The organism is Enterobacter cloacae complex sp. 2021EL-01169, from assembly GCF_020733125.1.
Taxonomy (GTDB): domain Bacteria; phylum Pseudomonadota; class Gammaproteobacteria; order Enterobacterales; family Enterobacteriaceae; genus Enterobacter; species Enterobacter roggenkampii.
The window spans coordinates 146,477-165,257 of record NZ_JAJFTC010000006.1 but is presented as its reverse complement, the minus strand read 5'-3'; the positions used below and the strand labels follow the sequence as shown (position 1 = coordinate 165,257).

The window sequence follows — 18,781 nt, the reverse complement described above, 5'->3', positions numbered from 1 at the left end:
ATTTAATCCCAGCTCAGAATCACTTTCCCTGACTGGCCGGAACGCATCGCGTCAAAGCCCTGCTGGAACTCATCGATGGAGAAACGGTGAGTAATAATCGGGGACAGATCCAGACCGGACTGAATCAACGCCGCCATCTTGTACCAGGTCTCAAACATCTCACGACCATAGATGCCCTTGATGAACAGCCCCTTGAAGATCACTTTGTTCCAGTCGATGGACATATCCGACGGCGGGATACCCAGCATCGCGATACGGCCACCGTGGTTCATGGTGTCGAGCATGGTGCGGAACGCCGGTGGCGCACCGGACATCTCCAGACCCACATCGAAGCCCTCGGTCATGCCCAGCTCTTCCATCACGTCGGTCAGGCTCTCTTTCGAGACATCCACCGCGCGGGTGACGCCCATTTTGCGCGCCAGCGACAGGCGGTATTCGTTTACATCGGTGATCACGACGTTGCGCGCACCTACATGCTTCGCCACGGCTGCCGCCATAATGCCGATGGGGCCCGCGCCGGAGACCAGCACGTCTTCACCGACCAGATCGAAGGAGAGCGCCGTGTGCACGGCGTTGCCGAACGGATCGAAAATGGAGGCCAGATCGTCAGAAATATTGTCCGGGATTTTGAAGGCGTTAAAGGCCGGGATCACCAGGTATTCCGCGAAGCAGCCCGGACGGTTCACGCCCACGCCGATGGTATTGCGGCACAGGTGCGTACGCCCGCCGCGGCAGTTACGGCAATGGCCGCAGGTAATGTGGCCTTCACCGGAGACGCGGTCGCCGATTTTGAAGCCTTTCACTTCCTGGCCGATACCCACCACTTCACCGACATATTCGTGACCGACAACCATCGGGACAGGAATGGTTTTCTGCGACCACTGGTCCCAGTTGTAGATGTGAACGTCAGTACCGCAGATAGCCGTTTTACGAATTTTGATCAGCAGATCGTTATGACCGACTTCCGGTTCCGGCACGTCGCTCATCCAAATCCCTTCTTCCGCTTTCAGTTTGGATAACGCTTTCATCACAGGTCCTCAGGCAATGACGCCCAGCTGTTTACCGATGCGGGTAAAGGCTTCCACCGCACGTTCAATTTGTTCAGGCGTATGCGCCGCAGACATCTGGGTGCGGATACGCGCCTGACCTTTTGGCACCACCGGGAAGAAGAACCCGGTGACGTAAATCCCTTCTTTCTGCAGCTCGCGGGCAAAATTCTGCGCCACGACCGCATCACCCAGCATCACCGGAATGATCGCGTGGTCAGCACCGGCCAGGGTGAACCCTGCTGCGCTCATTTTTTCACGGAACAGACGCGCGTTGGACCACAGGCGGTCGCGCAGTTCAGCGCCGGACTCCACCATCTCCAGCACTTTGATGGAGGCGGCAACAATCGCCGGTGCCAGGGAGTTGGAGAACAGATACGGACGCGAGCGCTGGCGCAGCCACTCCACCACCTCTTTACGCGCAGCGGTATAGCCGCCGGATGCGCCGCCGAGCGCTTTGCCCAGCGTGCCGGTGATGATGTCCACGCGGCCCATTACGTCGCAGTATTCGTGGGAGCCGCGACCATTTTCGCCGACAAAACCGACCGCGTGAGAGTCATCGACCATCACCAGCGCGTCGTATTTATCCGCCAGGTCACACACGCCCTTCAGGTTGGCGATCACGCCGTCCATGGAGAATACGCCGTCGGTGGCGATCAGCACATGGCGAGCGCCCGCTTCACGGGCCTCTTTCAGGCGCGCTTCCAGCTCAACCATGTCGTTGTTGGCGTAGCGAAAACGCTTCGCTTTACACAAGCGTACGCCGTCGATGATGGAGGCGTGGTTCAGGGCGTCGGAGATAATCGCATCTTCTGCGCCGAGCAGAGTCTCGAACAGGCCGCCGTTGGCGTCGAAGCAGGAGGAGTAGAGAATCGCGTCTTCCATTCCGAGGAAGTTCGCCAGCTTTTGCTCAAGCTGCTTGTGGCTGTCCTGGGTACCGCAGATAAAGCGTACTGAGGCCATACCAAAACCGTGGGTATCCATGCCGTTTTTTGCCGCGGCAATCAGCTCAGGGTGATTCGCAAGACCTAAGTAGTTGTTCGCACAAAAGTTGATCACATGGCTGCCATCGGCAACGGTGATGTCCGCCTGCTGTGCAGACGTGATAATACGCTCTTCCTTGAACAACCCTTCCGCACGTGCGGTCTCAAGGTCGCTGTTTAACTGTTTGTAAAAATCACCACGCATTGCAATTCTCCAGACTCGGCAAATTTCGGGACATATTACCCAAACCTATAGTTCATGACGAGATGACACGTCATCTCTTGTTGTTTTTGCAGCATAAATCACGTGTACCCTTGCGCTATGTCGGTGAATGGCTGAAGGGCAGCCATACTAATGATATGATAGAAACATTAGCGTCCGGGATTGTCCCCGGGCTCCACACTTCAAAGGTTACAGTTATGATCATCGTTACCGGCGGCGCAGGCTTTATCGGCAGCAATATTGTTAAGGCTCTCAATGACAAAGGCATCACCGACATCCTGGTGGTTGACAACCTGAAAGACGGCACCAAGTTCGTTAACCTGGTGGATCTGAACATCGCTGACTACATGGATAAAGAAGACTTCCTTATCCAGATTATGGCGGGCGAAGAGTTCGGCGAAATCGAAGCCATCTTCCACGAAGGTGCGTGTTCTTCCACCACCGAGTGGGACGGCAAGTACATGATGGACAACAACTATCAGTACTCCAAAGAGATCCTGCACTACTGCCTGGAGCGTGAAATTCCGTTCCTGTACGCCTCCTCCGCTGCAACCTATGGCGGCCGCACCTCGGACTTCATCGAGTCCCGCGAATATGAGCAGCCGCTGAACGTCTACGGCTACTCCAAATTCCTGTTCGACGAGTACGTGCGTCAGGTACTGCCAGAAGCGAACTCGCAGATCGTCGGCTTCCGCTACTTCAACGTCTACGGACCGCGCGAAGGCCACAAAGGCAGCATGGCGAGCGTGGCGTTCCACCTGAACACCCAGCTGAATAACGGTGAAAGTCCAAAACTCTTCGAAGGCAGCGACGGCTTTAAGCGCGACTTCGTTTACGTGGGCGACGTGGCGGCCGTAAACCTGTGGTTCTGGGAAAACGGCGTGTCCGGCATCTTCAACCTGGGTACCGGCCGCGCAGAGTCCTTCCAGGCGGTGGCTGACGCCACGCTGGCGTACCACAAAAAAGGCAGCATCGAGTACATTCCGTTCCCGGACAAGCTGAAAGGCCGCTATCAGGCGTTCACCCAGGCTGACCTGACTAACCTGCGCGCAGCGGGTTATGACAAGCCGTTCAAAACCGTTGCCGAAGGCGTAACGGAGTATATGGCCTGGCTGAACCGCGACGCGTAAGTATGAAGATTCTGGTGATCGGCCCGTCATGGGTGGGCGACATGATGATGTCGCAAAGTCTCTATCGCACGCTCAAGGCGCGCTATCCCCAGGCGATAATCGACGTGATGGCACCCGCGTGGTGCCGTCCGCTGTTATCGCGTATGCCGGAAGTGAATGAAGCGATCCCGATGCCGCTCGGCCACGGGGCGCTGGAAATTGGCGAACGCCGCAAGCTCGGCCATAGCCTGCGCGAGAAGCGGTATGACCGCGCGTATGTTCTGCCCAACTCCTTTAAATCTGCCCTGGTGCCCTTCTTTGCGGGCATTCCGCATCGCACCGGCTGGCGCGGCGAAATGCGCTACGGCCTGCTGAACGATGCGCGCGTGCTGGATAAAGCGGCCTGGCCATTAATGGTGGAGCGCTACGTGGCGCTGGCCTATGACAAAGGCGTGATGCGCAGCGCGAAAGACCTGCCGCAGCCGCTGCTCTGGCCCCAGCTTCAGGTTAACGACGGTGAAAAATCCCAGACCTGCAGCGCGTTTGGCCTTTCGGCTGAACGTCCGATGATTGGCTTCTGCCCTGGCGCCGAGTTCGGCCCGGCAAAACGCTGGCCGCACTACCACTATGCAGAGCTGGCGAAACAGCTGATCGACGAAGGCTACCAGATTGTCCTGTTCGGTTCGGCAAAAGACCACGAGGCGGGCAACGAAATTCTCGCGACGCTCAGTAATGAACAGCAGGCCTGGTGCCGCAACCTGGCGGGAGAAACGCAGCTTGAGCAGGCGGTTATCCTGATTGCTGCCTGCCACGCTGTGGTTACCAACGATTCAGGCCTGATGCACGTCGCCGCTGCGCTCAACCGTCCGCTGGTGGCACTGTATGGGCCAAGCAGCCCGGACTTTACGCCTCCGCTTTCCCATAAAGCGCGCGTTATTCGCCTGATCACCGGCTACCACAAGGTGCGCAAAGGCGATGCCGCTGAAGGTTATCATCAGAGTCTGATCGACATTACCCCGCAGCGCGTTCTTGAAGAACTCAACGCACTGCTGTTGAGCGAAGAAGGATAACGGATGCGGGTATTGATCGTTAAAACCTCATCGATGGGCGATGTTCTGCACACGCTGCCGTCGCTGACGGACGCCATGCGGGCCATTCCCGGCATCCGTTTTGACTGGGTGGTGGAAGAGGGCTTCGCGCAGATCCCCACCTGGCATGAAGCGGTCGACCGCGTGATCCCGGTGGCGATTCGCCGCTGGCGGAAAGCGTGGTTCTCTGCCCCGATTAAAGCCGAACGCAAAACCTTCCGCGAGGCGGTACAGGCGCAGCGTTATGATGCCATCATCGACGCGCAGGGGCTGGTCAAAAGCGCCGCGCTGGTGACCCGACTGGCGCGCGGCGTAAAGCACGGCATGGACTGGCAAACCGCCCGCGAACCGCTGGCGAGCCTGTTTTATAACCGCCGCCATCACATCGCGAAGCAGCAGCACGCGGTGGAACGTACCCGCGAGCTATTTGCAAAGAGTCTTGGCTATGCAAAGCCGGAAACGCAGGGCGATTACGCCATTTCGCAGCATTTTTTGCACGGTTCGCAACAAACAGACGCACCCTACCTGATTTTCCTTCATGCAACGACCCGCGACGACAAGCACTGGCCGGAAGCGCACTGGCGCGAACTGATCGGCCTGCTGGGGAGTGCGGGGTTACGTATCAAACTCCCGTGGGGCGCTCCCCATGAAGAAGCGCGCGCCAAACGCCTGGCGGCAGGGTTTGATTATGTGGACGTTCTGCCGCGCATGAAGCTGGATGGCGTCGCTCAGGCGCTGGCAGGCGCTACGGCTGTGGTCTCCGTGGATACCGGACTCAGCCACCTGACGGCGGCGCTGGACCGTCCTAATATTACGCTTTACGGCCCAACGGACCCGGGCCTGATCGGCGGCTATGGAAAAAATCAATATATCTGCCGCCCGGAACACTCATCGCAGCTGAGCGATCTCAGCGCCGCTGCGGTATTTGCGCAATTAGAGCCTTTGCTGGCAGCAGAGAGAGCCTATGTCTGATTTTTTCTCAGCGGAGCGCCCGCCAAAGCGCGTGCTGATTATTAAGCTTCGTCACCACGGTGACGTTTTGCTTACCTCGCCGGTTTTTACCGTGCTGAAAAAGAACTGGCCGAACGTGGAAGTCGATGCGCTGGTTTATGACGATACCCAGGCGATGCTGACCAGCCACCCGCATATCGACCAGGTGCACACTATTGGGCGCAACTGGCGCAAGAAGGGCTGGTTTGAACAATTCCGCCTCTACCGCGCCCTGCTGAACACCCTGAAAGGCCGTCAGTATGACGTGCTGATTAACCTGACTGAACACTGGCACGGCGCGCGTCTGGCGCGTCGCCTGAAACCGCGCGTCTCCGTCGGCTTTAAGCCGGATAAGCGCGGGGGCCTGGCGCGTCGCCGTTGGGTGAAATCGTTCACCACGCTCTATCCGGCGATTCAGGACAACAGCCGTCATATGGTGGAGGTTAATCTGGATGCCCTGCGCCGGATCGGCATTCATCCGCAGTCCGATGAAGACAAACATACGCTTTTTGTGCCCGGTGACGCGGCAGAAGCCTCTGTGGCCGAAAAACTGGCCGGGTTTGGGCTCACGAGTAAATCCTACATTCTGGTTCACCCGACCTCGCGCTGGATGTTCAAGGCCTGGGATATCAAAAAGCTGGCAGCGACCATTGATAACCTGGCGGCGCGCGGCCTGCCGATCGTCCTCTCCGCCGCACCGTCAAAAGAAGAGAAGGCCTATATGGATGCGCTGCGCGCAGCCCTCACCCAGCCGGTCTTTGATTTAAGCGGTCAGCTGAACCTGAAAGAGCTGGGCGCGCTCATGAAGCACGCCCGGGTGTACTTCGGCGTGGATTCCATGCCAATGCATCTTGCGAGCGCCGTCGGTACGCCAACCGTCGCCATCTTTGGCCCTACCGGCGCCATCAAATGGGCGCCGTGGGGGGTAAATTATCGCGTAATCGTTGCCGGGTTTACCTGCCAGCCTTGCGGCAAAGCGGGCTGCGGAGACAGCGGTGTCTCTGACTGCATCACGGCCATCACCCCGCAGCAGGTGCTGAGCGCCATTGATACGATGCTTCTGGAAACGGAAACACCTGCATGAAGCTGGCGATTGTCCGACAGACCTACAACCCCAACGGTGGCGCAGAGCGTTTTGTCTCACGTGCGCTGAACGTGCTGGCGCAGGATACGTCGCTTGATGTCACGCTAATTGCTCGCCAGTGGGAGGATGCCGCAGGCTGGAAAACGCTGACGGTCAATCCGCCGTTTCGCAATCGCATCGCGCGTGAATCCGGTTTTGCCCTCGAAGCCGCCGCGCATTTTGCGCAGTTTGATATTGTGCAAAGCCACGAACGCATACCGGGAGCCACCATCTTCCGGGCGGGCGACGGTGTTCACGCCACCTGGCTTGAGCAATATGGCCGCATTCTGTCGCCGCTGGCGCGCTGGGCGCAATCTCTGAGCCGCTATCACCGCTACATTCTGCAGGCCGAGGCGCAGATGTTTACCCATCCGCAGCTGCGCAAGGTGATCTGTAATTCGAAGATGGTGCGCGATGATATCGCGCGGCGCTTCGGGCTGCCGGACGACAAGCTGACGGTGATCTACAACGGCGTGGACACCGTTCAGTTTAGCCCTGAGGTCCGCGCCCTTTCGCAGCGTGATGTCCTGGGTATTCCTCCTGACGCACCGGTGCTGGCGTATGTTGGGTCAGGCTTCAGCCGCAAAGGCGTCGCCACCGCGCTGCGCGCCATTGTGGCGCATCCTGACGTCTGGCTGCTGATTGCCGGCCGCGATAAACATGCGCGGAAGTTCGAAAAGCTGGCGCAGGCGCTGGGGATTTCCTCACGAGTGAAGTTCCTGGGCCCCGTTGCCAACGTGCGTGAAGTCTATGGCACGGCGGATGCCCTTATCCTGCCGACGCTCTACGATCCCTTCCCGAACGTCTGCGTGGAAGCGCTGGCCTGTGGTTTGCCGCTGCTTACCAGCCACGGCTGCGGCGCGGCGGAGTGGATAACCGAGGGTCATAACGGCTGGGTGCGCGACGCGCTGGACAGCGAAGGCTACCAGCAGGCCATCTCGCTGTGGCTGAAAGGCCGTGAACAGGGTGTCGATTACTCCGCCGCTGCGCGTGCAACCGCCGAGCCCTTCACCCTGGACAGAATGGCGAAAGAGCTACAGGCGCTTTATCGTGATTTGCTGCGCTGAGCGGCATCGGAGAAGACTTTCTCCATCGCGTCCAGCATACATTCGCGGGTAAAGTGCGTGCTCAGGTAGTCATATCCCTGTTGCGCGAGCGTCTCGCGAAGGGCTGAGTCGTCATAGAGTTTCATTATGGCATCGTGCAGCGCGTTTTCGTCGCGCTGCGCGACCAACAATCCCGTCTGCCCGTTAATCACCGCATCTCCCGTTCCACCGGCATCCGTCGCAATAGTTGCAATACGGGTGGCTAACGATTGCAGTACGCCCTGCGGCACACCTTCCATATCATGCGAAGGACTCAGCGCAATATCAAAGGCCGGAAACCAGCGTTCCGGATCGGGTTGATGTCCCGCCATGACCACGCGCTGCTGTAATCCCAGCGCGGTGATTTCCTGTTCCAGCGTCGCCTTGTGCGGACCTTCACCGACAATCGCCAGCTTGATGTGTGGATTGGCGATTTTCGCCAGGGCGCGCAGCAGTACGCTATGGCCTTTGTTCGGGCGCAAATGCGATACCACGCCCAGCCAGAAATCGTCCTGCGACAAACCACAATGAACCCGGGCCTGGTGCTTATCTCCCGGATGGAAACGCTGCGTATCGACACCGCTTGGCACCGACGTACTCTGAGACATCGGCACGCCAATATTTGCCACCTGATGGCGCAGCGCCTCGCCGGTGGTCACGATATGCGCGCAGGCCGTGCGGAAGAGCCAGCGGGTCGTCCAGTTGTTGCGCGGTACGCCGGACGCATGACGGGTTCTCACCAGTGGTACAGGGTTGGACAGCGTCAGATTCGCCAGCGCCACCAGCCAGGTATCGGCAGAGTTATGGCTGTTGATGACGTCAATCGAGTGACGGTTATCCTTCATCCAGCGACGCAGCACCTGCAGGTTTTTAAGGTTCTTACGCTTCAACGGCATCGTGACCACCGGCAGACCGGCATTGCGTGCCAGCGCGTGGAGCGGCGCAGTTTCCGGACAAAGGAGAGTCACCTGATGGCCACGCTGAATCATCCCAAGCGATTCGTTGATAATGCGCAGAGGCTGCCCGCCTTTGCCGCCGTCTGCTTCAGTGTGAACAATATGCATATATTTCCTGTTAAAAATCTCGCCCGCGTGACGCTAATTTTCCACCTGAAACGATCTTTGTCCCTCCAGGCATATGTTTTTAATATCCACCAGATATAATACAGCGCGAATGGTACCACCATATTGGGTGGCCTGCCCTGAACACAACGGAGAAAGCATGTCCGACAAACCTTTATTGAGCCTCGTGGTCGCCGTTTATAACGGTGAAAAATTCCTCAATGCATTTTTCGACAGCATTAAAGCTCAACATTTGGACAGTCTGGAACTGGTCGTTGTGAACGACGGGTCAAGCGACAGCTCCTCCACCATCATTGCGCAGTACGCCAGCGAATTCCCCTTCTACAAAGTTATCGATCAGGCCAATCAGGGCGTGTCGGCCGCGCGTAATACCGGCCTGGCGGTGGCAACGGGCGAATACGTCGCCTTCCCGGACATCGACGACGTGATTTATCCGGGCATGTACCCGCGTCTGCTTGAGATGGCCAAAAAGAACGATCTTGATGTCGCGACCTGCAACGGTACCTATATCTACGACGACGGACGCCCGTCGAAAAAGATCTTCCCGTCCGACAAGCTGCAGTCCACCGACGTGCTGGACGGCCCAACCTGGCTTCAACGCGCGCTTTCATCGCGAAAGTTCCTGCACGTGACCTGGCTGAATATCTACCGCCATGCTTTCATCAAAGAGCAGGGCTTCACCTTTGAACACGGTCTGCGCCACCAGGATATCCCCTGGACCACTGAAGTGCTGCTGACCGCCAAACGCGTGCAGTACACCGACGAAACCTTTTACGATTACCTGATCCACTCGGCCTCGGTGTCGCACACGCCGGGAACGGACGACACGCGAATGCGCAACGCCCGCCACTACATGAAAATCCTCGAAATGCTGGATGCAATCAACCAGCGTTACCCGGATGCGGTGCGCCATGTGCCGGCCTGCCAGTGGCAGATTGCCAAAGAGGGTCTGGGCATTCTTCACGCCATTAACAACATCGGCGATCAGAGCAAAAAGCGTGAAATCATCCGCGAGCTGTTTGACCGCGGGATCTGGTCGCTAATCTGGAAAAACGCCCGTGGGCTGCGCCAGCACTGGCGCCTGGGACGCCGTTATTTCCGTCTGAAACGGTATCTGGCATAAGAGATAGCTTTACCTGGCTTAAATGCTTAGAATTTGCCCGCCGAAACTAAAAAAACGGATAATCGCTTGGAATTGTTGTATACCGCCCTGCTCTACATTATTCAGCCACTGGTGTGGCTGAGACTGTTGCTTCGTAGCCGGAAAGCGCCTGCGTATCGTAAACGCTGGGCTGAACGCTATGGCTTCTGCCGCAATAAAGTCGCACCGGACGGTATTTTGCTGCATTCCGTGTCTGTCGGTGAAACGCTGGCGGCGATCCCGCTGGTTCGCGCCCTGCGTCACCGCTACCCGTCGCTGCCGATTACCGTCACGACGATGACGCCAACCGGCTCGGAGCGCGCGTTATCCGCTTTCGGCAAAGACGTTCATCACGTCTATCTCCCTTACGATCTCCCCTGCGCCATGAATCGTTTCCTGAATACCGTTCGCCCGAAGCTGGTGATTGTGATGGAAACCGAACTGTGGCCGAACATGATTTCCGCCCTGCATGCCCGTAAAATTCCGCTGGTGATTGCCAACGCGCGCCTGTCAGAGCGCTCGGCGAAAGGTTACGGCAAGCTGGGTAAATTTATGCGCCGCCTGCTGAGCAAAATCACCCTGATTGCCGCGCAGAATGAAGAAGATGCGGCACGCTTTATCTCTCTGGGCCTCAAACGCAACCAGCTTGCGGTGACGGGTAGCCTGAAATTTGATATTTCGGTTACCCCTGAACTCGCCGCCCGCGCCATCACGCTTCGCCGCCAGTGGGCACCGCGTCGTCAGGTATGGATTGCAACCAGCACCCATGATGGCGAAGAAGAGATTATCCTGCAGGCGCACCGAAAGCTGCTGGAAACCTTCCCGGACTTACTGCTGATCCTCGTGCCCCGCCATCCGGAACGTTTTAAAGATGCCCGTGAAATGGTTCAGAAAGCCGGTTTCAGCTTCACGCTGCGCAGCAGCGGGGAGATCCCGTCTGGCAGCACCCAGGTGGTGATTGGCGATACGATGGGCGAACTGATGCTGCTGTACGGGATTGCTGACCTCGCCTTTGTTGGCGGCAGCCTGGTGGAACGCGGAGGCCATAACCCGCTCGAGCCAGCAGCCCACGCGATTCCGGTGCTGATGGGGCCGCACACATTTAACTTCAAAGATATCTGCGCGAAATTACAGCAGGCCGATGGTTTAATTACCGTGACCGATGCGGATTCGGTAGTCAAAGAGGTCTCAACCCTTCTGACTGACGAAGATTATCGCCTGTGGTACGGGCGACATGCGGTCGAAGTGCTGCACCAGAACCAGGGTGCCCTGACCCGTCTGCTGCAACTTCTGCAACCTTACCTGCCCCAGCGGAGCCACTGATGTCAACGCGTCTGTCGGTCGTGATGATCGCCAAAAACGCCGCCGACCTGCTTCCGGACTGCCTGGCGTCGGTAGCCTGGGCTGATGAGATAGTCATTCTTGATTCCGGAAGTACGGACAACACGGTGGACGTTGCCCGGGCAGCGGGCGCAAAAGTCTTTATCGATACTGACTGGCAAGGCTATGGCCTCCAGCGCCAGCGCGCGCAGGGGTTTGCCACCGGAGATTATGTCCTGATGCTCGATACTGACGAGCGCATCACGCCGGAGCTTCAGCAGGCCATTCAGGCGGTGCTTTCCTCACCTCAACCTGGTGCTGTATACAGCATTGCCCGCCGCAACTACTTCCTTGGCCGTTTTATGCGCCACAGCGGCTGGTATCCTGACCGCGTGACGCGCCTATACGAGCGCGAGCGGTATCAGTACAACGACAATCTGGTGCATGAATCCCTGGCCTGCGACAACGCCCAGATCATCCCCCTGACGGGCGATTTGCTGCACCTGACCTGCCGCGATTTCGCAAGCTTCCAGCGCAAACAGCTCAACTATGCCACGGCATGGGCGCAGGAGCGTCACCAGCGCGGCAAGAAGGCCTCGCTGACTGGAATCTTCACCCACACGCTGGGCGCGTTCCTGAAAACGCTGCTGCTGCGTGGTGGCGTGCTGGACGGTAAGCAGGGCTGGTTACTCGCGGTAGTCAATGCCCAGTATACTTTTAACAAATACACCGAGCTGTGGGCGCTCTGCCGCGGCTACTCAGAGAAAACGTGAGCCATGAGCACAAAAGCGATTTATCCGGGTACCTTCGATCCGATCACCAACGGTCATCTTGATATCATCACCCGTGCGGCGTGCATGTTTGACAAGGTGATCCTGGCCATTGCCGCCAGCCCCAGCAAAAAGCCGATGTTTGACCTCCACGAGCGCGTGCAGCTCGCCACCGATGCCATTTCGCACCTGCCGAATGTTGAGGTTGTCGGATTCAGCGACCTGATGGCGAACTTCGCCCGGGCCCAGCAGGCGAACATTCTGATCCGCGGTTTACGCGCGGTGGCAGACTTCGAATATGAGATGCAGCTGGCGCACATGAACCGCCACCTGATGCCGGAGCTGGAGAGCGTGTTCCTGATGCCCTCCAAAGAGTGGTCGTTTATCTCGTCCACGCTGGTGAAAGAGGTGGCGCGCCATCACGGGGACGTTACCCATTTCCTGCCGGTTAACGTCCACCAGGCGTTGATGGAAAAGCTAAAGTAGCCCTATTTCTGGCACTGACGGCAGTAGAACGTGGCGCGCTGGGCGTGCTTCGTGGCAATAATGGGTGTGCCGCAGACTCTGCACGGTTCGCCCTTACGGCCATACACCTGCAGTTCCTGGGCAAAATAGCCCGGCTTGCCGTCACTTTGCAGGAAGTCCTTCAGCGTTGTCCCCCCCTGCTCAATCGAGCGCAGTAATACGGCTTTAATCACGCGGACCAGCAGCTCGCACTCCTGCGCCGACAGCGACGAGGCCAGCCGATCGGGGTGGATCCCGGCCGCAAACAGCGATTCGCTGGCGTAGATATTCCCCACGCCGACCACCAGCTTGTTATCCATCAGCCAGGGCTTAATCGGGCTTTTCTTCTTCGCGCACTTCGCCTTGAGGTATTCCGCGTTAAACGCGTCTGAGAGCGGCTCCGGGCCCAGATGCGCCAGCACGTTATGCCCTTCCAGCTCCTTCGTCCACAGCCACGCGCCAAAGCGCCGTGGATCGGTGTAACGGAGCACTTTGCCGTTGCTCATCACCAGATCCACGTGGTCGTGCTTTTCCGCAGGCAGTTCTTCGGTAAGAACGCGCAGGCTCCCGGACATCCCCAGGTGGATAATGATCCAGCCGTCGGGCAGCTCCAGCAGCAGGTATTTCGCGCGGCGCCGCACGCTAAGGACGGGTTTATCGCTCAGGGCATGGATCTCATCGGACACCGGCCAGCGCAGACGCCCGTTACGGACAACCGCGTGAAGAATCGTCGCGCCGACCAGATGGGGCTCAATGCCGCGACGGCTGGTTTCTACCTCAGGTAATTCAGGCATGGTTCCTCCGTTGAGATACAGAATGCAAAAAACCCCGCAGTTGCGGGGTTTTTCGATACAAGGAGACTAAAATTATTTGATTTTAGCTTCTTTGTACAGTACGTGCTGGCGTACAACTGGATCGAATTTTTTCAGTTCCAGTTTTTCCGGCTTAGTACGTTTGTTCTTCGTGGTGGTGTAGAAGTGACCTGTACCAGCAGAAGAAACCAGCTTGATTTTCTCGCGAATACCTTTAGCCATGATTTATTTCCTCTTTAAGTACTTAGTACTTTTCGCCACGGGCACGCAGTTCAGACAGAACTGTATCGATGCCTTTCTTATCGATTACACGCATACCTTTAGCAGATACGCGCAGGGTGACAAAACGCTTCTCGCTCTCAACCCAGAAACGGTGAGAGTGCAGGTTCGGCAGGAAACGGCGTTTAGTCGCGTTCAGTGCGTGGGAACGGTTGTTACCGGTCACCGGACGCTTGCCAGTAACTTGGCAGACTCGGGACATGTCTATTCTCCAAAAATCAAATTAGCTCGAGCTTCGTATGGGGTATCGGCGCCTCGTCAGGCTTTACAGCCCGGTCATCGCATAGTTCTAAGTGAACTCTCGATTGCCAGGCCCAAATGCCAAACCCGAGATTCTCAAAGGTGGCGTAGTATACGCTGACTCGGCGGTGTGCTCAAGTCCCGAACAGACAAAGATCCCGATGGATCGCGAGAAATAGCCTAAATCCAGCCATGTTCTGCAAAAGAAATGTACTCTCCGCGGCCAATTATCAGATGGTCCAGCACACGAATGTCCATGAATTGACAGCATTTGATAATGCGCTCGGTGATTTCTTTGTCCGCTCTGCTCGGTTCTGCACAGCCTGAGGGGTGATTATGCGCGAGGATCACGCCCGCTGCATTCACTTTTATCGCTTCCCGCACAATTTCTCGCGGATGCACCTCAACGTGGCTTAACGTACCGGCAAAGAGGCAGCTATGTTTCAGTACCCGGTTTCTGTTATCGACAAAGATCACCATAAAGATCTCGCGCTCGATATCGGTTAACTGGCTTTGCAGGTATTCACGCGTCATCGCTGGCGTCAGGATCGGATCGTCCTTCTCCATGCGGACATTGTAAAAACGGCGGGCAAGTTCAGCAATGGCCCGCAACTGGGCATATTTCGCCACACCGATCCCTTCTACGTGCTTAAACTGCGCCAGTTCGGCGGTCAGCAAACCGTGCAGAGAACCGAAATGTACGATCAGCTCTTTTGCCAGCGTAAATACCGTTTTACCGGGCGTTCCGGTACGTAAAAAGAGCGCCAGCAGTTCATCATCTTTTAACAGGGTGACGTCATAGCGCAGCAGTTTTTCGCGCGGCAGCAGCGGCTCATCCTCTTCTTCCATGCTCTTTCTCCCTTTTTTAACCGCATGCTGCCACAGGCCAGTCAGGCACTCGACGACCACGTTGCGTTCTTGCGTAGCGCCTCGCAAAGTGGTCGAAGGACAAAATCACCCCGTTTTGGGGATTGTGATAAAATGCCCGCTCTCTGGTGAACCCCAACAGGAAAGAATCATGATGAGCCTGGCCGGTAAAAAAATCGTTCTTGGCGTGAGCGGCGGTATTGCTGCCTACAAAGCGCCGGAGCTGGTGCGTCGTCTGCGCGAGCGCGGGGCAGATGTACGGGTCGCGATAACCGAAGGCGGTAAAGCCTTTATCACTCCTCTGAGCCTGCAGGCCGTTTCAGGATACCCGGTATCTGACAGCCTGCTCGATCCGGCCGCCGAAGCCGCGATGGGCCATATTGAGCTTGGGAAATGGGCAGACCTGGTTATCCTCGCGCCCGCCACGGCTGATTTAATCGCCCGGGTAGCGGCCGGTATGGCAAACGACCTGGTCTCCACCATTTGTCTGGCCACACCTGCGCCTGTTGCCGTCGTGCCTGCCATGAACCAGCAGATGTACCGTAACGCGGCTACGCAGCACAATCTTGAGACCCTGGCCTCACGCGGCCTGCTTATCTGGGGTCCGGACAGCGGTAGCCAGGCCTGCGGCGATGTTGGCCCGGGCCGCATGCTTGATCCGCTGACGATTGTTGATATGGCCGCAGCCCACTTCTCGCCTGTCAACGATCTGCAACATCTCAACATCATGATTACCGCGGGCCCCACGCGCGAGCCGCTGGATCCGGTGCGCTACATTACCAACCATAGCTCCGGCAAAATGGGCTTTGCGGTTGCCGCCGCCGCCGCGAAGCGTGGTGCGAACGTCACGCTGGTGAGCGGCCCGGTCTCTCTGCCTACCCCTGCGTGTGTGAAGCGAATTGACGTTACCACCGCGCTGGAGATGGAAGCCGCCGTGCAGGCACATGCGCAAAGCCAGCAGATTTTTATCGGCTGTGCGGCCGTTGCAGACTATCGTGCTGAGACGATCGCCGAGGCTAAAATTAAAAAGCAAGGCGATGAATTAACACTAAAAATGGTGAAAAACCCGGACATTGTTGCCGGTGTCGCCGCACTAAAAAGCCACCGGCCATACGTTGTTGGGTTTGCCGCAGAAACGAATAATGTGGAAGAATATGCCCGGCAAAAACGTACCCGCAAAAACCTCGATTTGATTTGCGCGAACGACGTATCGCTGGCCACACAAGGATTTAACAGCGACAGCAACGCACTGCACCTTTTCTGGCAGGATGGAGATAAAGTCTTACCGCTTGAGCGCAAGGAACTCCTGGGCCAACATTTACTCGACGAGATCGTTACCCGTTATGATGAAAAAAATCGACGTTAAGATTCTGGACCCGCGTGTTGGCGAGCAATTCCCGCTGCCAACCTATGCCACCTCCGGCTCTGCCGGTCTTGACCTGCGCGCCTGTCTCGATGACGCCGTAGAACTGGCTCCGGGTGCCACGACCCTGGTTCCGACTGGCCTGGCGATTCACATTGCTGACCCGTCGCTGGCAGCGGTTATCCTGCCGCGTTCTGGCCTGGGCCATAAGCACGGCGTTGTGCTGGGTAACCTGGTGGGCCTGATCGACTCCGACTATCAGGGTCAACTGATGGTCTCCGTCTGGAACCGTGGTCAGGACAGCTTCACCATTGAACCGGGCGAGCGTATCGCACAGATGGTCTTTGTACCGGTGGTACAGGCAGAATTTAACCTGGTGGCAGACTTTGACGCCACCGACCGTGGCGAAGGCGGCTTCGGCCATTCCGGGCGCAAGTAACGGCCCGACAAACACGTATCTCACAGCGTCATAATGCAATAACAAACCGCAAACGTCCGTTTGCGGTCGCTGTGTGGATGCCAGCCTGGCAAGTGCTTATTTTCAGGGGTATTTTGTAACATGGCAGAAAAACAAACCGCGAAAAGGAATCGTCGCGAAGAAATACTTCAATCTCTGGCTCTGATGCTTGAATCCAGCGATGGCAGTCAACGCATCACCACCGCTAAACTGGCCGCCTCTGTGGGCGTGTCTGAGGCGGCGCTGTACCGTCATTTTCCGAGCAAGACCCGGATGTTCGACAGTCTGATCGAGTTTATTGAAGACAGCCTGATCACGCGCATCAACCTGATTCTGAAAGACGAAAAAGACACTACCGCGCGTCTGCGTCTGATAGTGCTGTTAATCCTGGGCTTCGGTGAACGCAATCCGGGCTTAACCCGTATCCTGACCGGCCACGCGCTGATGTTTGAGCAGGACAGACTCCAGGGCCGCATTAACCAGCTTTTCGAACGCATTGAAGCGCAGCTGCGCCAGGTTCTGCGCGAGAAGAAAATGCGTGAGGGTGAAGGATACAGCATTGATGAAACGCTGCTGGCGAGCCAGATTCTGGCGTTTTGTGAAGGGATGCTTTCCCGCTTCGTGCGCAGCGAGTTCAAATACCGTCCAACGGACGATTTTGACGCCCGCTGGCCGTTAGTCGCAGCACAATTACAGTAACGCCATCGCCGGATGGCGGCGTCGCCTTATCCGGCCTACGAACGGGTAGGCCCGGTAAGCACAACGCCACCGGGCAATGCAATTAAACCCCGAACGCTTCGCGATACGCCTTTACCGCTGCCAGATGGTCCGCCATCTCAGGCTTCTCTTCCAGATACGCAATCAGATCTTTCAGGGTGATTATTGACGTCACAGTGCAGCTGTAATCCCGCTCCACTTCCTGAATGGCGGAAATTTCTCCGCGACCACGCTCCTGACGATCCAGCGAAATCAACACGCCAGCCAGCGTTGCACCGTTGGCCTGGATAATCTCCATTGATTCGCGGATTGCCGTACCCGCGGTGATCACGTCGTCCACCAGCATGACGCGGCCCTGCAGCGGGCTGCCGACCAGATTCCCGCCTTCACCGTGGGTTTTGGCTTCTTTGCGGTTAAAGCAGTACGGCACGTCGCGATCATGATGTTCCGCCAGCGCCACCGCGGTAGTGGTCGCAATCGGAATGCCTTTATAGGCCGGGCCAAATAGCAGGTCAAAATCAATCCCGGAATCCACCAGCGCTTCGGCATAGAAACGGCCTAACAGTGCCAGATCGCGCCCGGTATTAAACAGCCCGGCGTTGAAGAAATAAGGACTTTTACGCCCGGATTTCAGCGTAAATTCGCCAAACTTAAGTACCTGCTTGTTAAGCGCAAACTCAATAAACTGGCGCTGATACGATTTCATGGATTAGCTCCTTTGGTTTTTCTGTCTTACAGGCAAAAAAAAGGCGACTCATTGGTCGCCTTTAAAATCAATTTTCTAACGCCGCTTTCTGCGTCGTGACAATGGATTCGATTCCCCCTCGGGCCAACGCCAGCAGGGAGAGAAGCTCTTCGTGGGTGAACGGCTCGCCTTCTGCCGTGCCCTGCACCTCAATGATGCGACCGTCTTCGGTCATCACCACGTTCATGTCTGTCTCTGCAGCGGAATCTTCAACGTATTCCAGATCGCAAAGCGCTTCACCGTTAACGATGCCTACGGAGACCGCCGCAACCATGCCTTTCATTGGATTGGTTTTCAGCTTACCGGCTGCAACCAGCTTGTTCAGGGCATCGGCCAGCGCTACACAGGCGCCGGTAATAGAGGCCGTACGCGTGCCACCATCGGCCTGAATCACGTCGCAGTCCAGGGTAATCGTGAATTCGCCGAGGGTTTTCAGATCAACGGCGGCGCGCAGCGCACGCGCGATCAGACGCTGAATTTCCATGGTACGACCGCCCTGCTTACCCTTTGCCGCTTCACGAGCGTTACGGGTATGGGTCGCGCGCGGCAGCATGCCGTACTCGGCGGTGATCCAGCCCTGGCCCTGACCTTTCAGGAAGCGCGGAACGCCTTCTTCGATGGATGCGGTACACAGCACTTTGGTGTCACCAAACTCAACCAGCACGGAGCCTTCAGCGTGTTTTGTATAGTTACGGGTCAGGGTGACGGGACGCACCTGATTGGCGCTACGACCTGATGGACGCATGATGGATTCTCCGGCTTGAAACGAATGTGGCTGCGCATTATACGGATAAAGGACGCTTATTCCTATCCTGAGAAGCCCCCGAAAGCTATAAT

At 57.1% G+C, this 18,781-nt stretch carries 21 protein-coding genes; 12 read left to right on the top strand and 9 right to left on the bottom strand.

Annotated elements, in window-relative coordinates:
• Positions 1-2: 2 nt before the first annotated feature.
• Positions 3-1,028: an L-threonine 3-dehydrogenase gene (tdh, locus tag LLF79_RS16345; protein ID WP_227879889.1), complete on the bottom strand. Its 1,026-nt coding sequence runs from the start codon at positions 1,026-1,028 to the stop codon at positions 3-5.
• 9 nt (positions 1,029-1,037) lie between these two features.
• A complete protein-coding gene (gene kbl, locus LLF79_RS16340) occupies positions 1,038-2,234 on the bottom strand; it encodes a glycine C-acetyltransferase (RefSeq protein WP_023294809.1) in 1,197 nt (398 codons plus the stop codon).
• 215 nt (positions 2,235-2,449) lie between these two features.
• Between kbl and rfaD the strand changes: the two genes are divergently transcribed.
• Genes rfaD through LLF79_RS16315 form a run of 5 tightly spaced genes read left to right on the top strand, consistent with a single transcriptional unit; the run spans position 2,450 to position 7,629 of the window.
• Positions 2,450-3,382, top strand: a complete 933-nt coding sequence (gene rfaD, locus LLF79_RS16335; RefSeq protein WP_008502707.1) for an ADP-glyceromanno-heptose 6-epimerase — start codon at positions 2,450-2,452, stop codon at positions 3,380-3,382.
• A gap of 2 nt (positions 3,383-3,384) precedes the next feature.
• Positions 3,385-4,431 (top strand): ADP-heptose--LPS heptosyltransferase RfaF, encoded by a 1,047-nt coding sequence (gene rfaF, locus LLF79_RS16330; protein ID WP_045352774.1) that lies wholly within the window; start codon positions 3,385-3,387, stop codon positions 4,429-4,431.
• A 3-nt stretch (positions 4,432-4,434) separates the two neighbouring features.
• Positions 4,435-5,421, top strand: coding sequence for a lipopolysaccharide heptosyltransferase RfaC (rfaC, locus tag LLF79_RS16325; protein WP_095428893.1), 987 nt, complete (start codon positions 4,435-4,437; stop codon positions 5,419-5,421).
• Positions 5,414-6,523, top strand: a complete 1,110-nt coding sequence (gene rfaQ / locus LLF79_RS16320) for a putative lipopolysaccharide heptosyltransferase III (RefSeq protein ID WP_023294805.1) — start codon at positions 5,414-5,416, stop codon at positions 6,521-6,523. The genes rfaC and rfaQ overlap by 8 nt, the downstream gene beginning before the upstream one ends.
• Positions 6,520-7,629, top strand: a complete 1,110-nt coding sequence (locus LLF79_RS16315) for a glycosyltransferase family 4 protein (RefSeq protein ID WP_059359892.1) — start codon at positions 6,520-6,522, stop codon at positions 7,627-7,629. The genes rfaQ and LLF79_RS16315 overlap by 4 nt, the downstream gene beginning before the upstream one ends.
• On the opposite strand, the gene LLF79_RS16310 is transcribed toward LLF79_RS16315, so the two are convergent.
• On the bottom strand, positions 7,608-8,711 hold the full coding sequence (locus LLF79_RS16310; protein ID WP_227879886.1) for a glycosyltransferase family 4 protein: 1,104 nt from the start codon (positions 8,709-8,711) through the stop codon (positions 7,608-7,610). The genes LLF79_RS16315 and LLF79_RS16310 overlap by 22 nt on opposite strands.
• Positions 8,712-8,868: 157 nt before the next feature.
• On the opposite strand from LLF79_RS16310, the gene LLF79_RS16305 reads away from it, so the two are divergent.
• The 4 genes from LLF79_RS16305 (at position 8,869) to coaD (ending at position 12,446) form a co-directional block, all read left to right on the top strand.
• The gene (locus LLF79_RS16305; RefSeq protein WP_025910598.1) at positions 8,869-9,852 is read left to right on the top strand and encodes a glycosyltransferase; all 984 of its coding nucleotides are present in this window, start codon (positions 8,869-8,871) and stop codon (positions 9,850-9,852) included.
• A gap of 66 nt (positions 9,853-9,918) precedes the next feature.
• The gene (waaA, locus tag LLF79_RS16300; protein WP_045352786.1) at positions 9,919-11,193 is read left to right on the top strand and encodes a lipid IV(A) 3-deoxy-D-manno-octulosonic acid transferase; all 1,275 of its coding nucleotides are present in this window, start codon (positions 9,919-9,921) and stop codon (positions 11,191-11,193) included.
• Complete coding sequence (locus LLF79_RS16295; RefSeq protein WP_023345197.1) at positions 11,193-11,963, top strand: glycosyltransferase family 2 protein; 771 nt, start codon at positions 11,193-11,195, stop codon at positions 11,961-11,963. The genes waaA and LLF79_RS16295 overlap by 1 nt, the downstream gene beginning before the upstream one ends.
• A gap of 3 nt (positions 11,964-11,966) precedes the next feature.
• On the top strand, positions 11,967-12,446 hold the full coding sequence (gene coaD, locus LLF79_RS16290; RefSeq protein WP_008502695.1) for a pantetheine-phosphate adenylyltransferase: 480 nt from the start codon (positions 11,967-11,969) through the stop codon (positions 12,444-12,446).
• A 2-nt stretch (positions 12,447-12,448) separates the two neighbouring features.
• On the opposite strand, the gene mutM is transcribed toward coaD, so the two are convergent.
• The 4 genes from mutM to radC form a co-directional block, all read right to left on the bottom strand.
• Positions 12,449-13,258, bottom strand: coding sequence for a bifunctional DNA-formamidopyrimidine glycosylase/DNA-(apurinic or apyrimidinic site) lyase (gene mutM / locus LLF79_RS16285; protein WP_021242414.1), 810 nt, complete (start codon positions 13,256-13,258; stop codon positions 12,449-12,451).
• 72 nt (positions 13,259-13,330) lie between these two features.
• A complete protein-coding gene (gene rpmG, locus LLF79_RS16280; RefSeq protein ID WP_003024094.1) occupies positions 13,331-13,498 on the bottom strand; it encodes a 50S ribosomal protein L33 in 168 nt (55 codons plus the stop codon).
• 22 nt (positions 13,499-13,520) lie between these two features.
• Positions 13,521-13,757 carry a 50S ribosomal protein L28 gene (gene rpmB / locus LLF79_RS16275; protein WP_002436699.1) on the bottom strand — a complete coding sequence of 79 codons (237 nt, stop codon included), beginning with the start codon at positions 13,755-13,757 and terminating at the stop codon, positions 13,521-13,523.
• 218 nt (positions 13,758-13,975) lie between these two features.
• Positions 13,976-14,644, bottom strand: a complete 669-nt coding sequence (gene radC, locus LLF79_RS16270; RefSeq protein WP_008502693.1) for a DNA repair protein RadC — start codon at positions 14,642-14,644, stop codon at positions 13,976-13,978.
• Between the two features lie 172 nt (positions 14,645-14,816).
• On the opposite strand from radC, the gene coaBC reads away from it, so the two are divergent.
• The 3 genes from coaBC to slmA all read left to right on the top strand — a co-directional run bounded on the left by coaBC (position 14,817) and on the right by slmA (position 17,181).
• Complete coding sequence (gene coaBC, locus LLF79_RS16265) at positions 14,817-16,028, top strand: bifunctional phosphopantothenoylcysteine decarboxylase/phosphopantothenate--cysteine ligase CoaBC (protein WP_227879924.1); 1,212 nt, start codon at positions 14,817-14,819, stop codon at positions 16,026-16,028.
• Positions 16,006-16,464, top strand: a complete 459-nt coding sequence (gene dut / locus LLF79_RS16260; RefSeq protein WP_008502691.1) for a dUTP diphosphatase — start codon at positions 16,006-16,008, stop codon at positions 16,462-16,464. The genes coaBC and dut overlap by 23 nt, the downstream gene beginning before the upstream one ends.
• A 120-nt stretch (positions 16,465-16,584) precedes the next feature.
• Positions 16,585-17,181, top strand: a complete 597-nt coding sequence (gene slmA / locus LLF79_RS16255) for a nucleoid occlusion factor SlmA (RefSeq protein ID WP_008502690.1) — start codon at positions 16,585-16,587, stop codon at positions 17,179-17,181.
• Between the two features lie 82 nt (positions 17,182-17,263).
• Here slmA and pyrE read toward each other — a convergent pair whose 3' ends face one another.
• Entirely contained in the window at positions 17,264-17,905 is a 642-nt protein-coding gene (pyrE, locus tag LLF79_RS16250) for an orotate phosphoribosyltransferase (protein ID WP_063417680.1), read from the bottom strand.
• A 67-nt stretch (positions 17,906-17,972) separates the two neighbouring features.
• Positions 17,973-18,689: a ribonuclease PH gene (gene rph / locus LLF79_RS16245; protein WP_006812424.1), complete on the bottom strand. Its 717-nt coding sequence runs from the start codon at positions 18,687-18,689 to the stop codon at positions 17,973-17,975.
• Between the last annotated feature and the right edge of the window lie 92 nt (positions 18,690-18,781).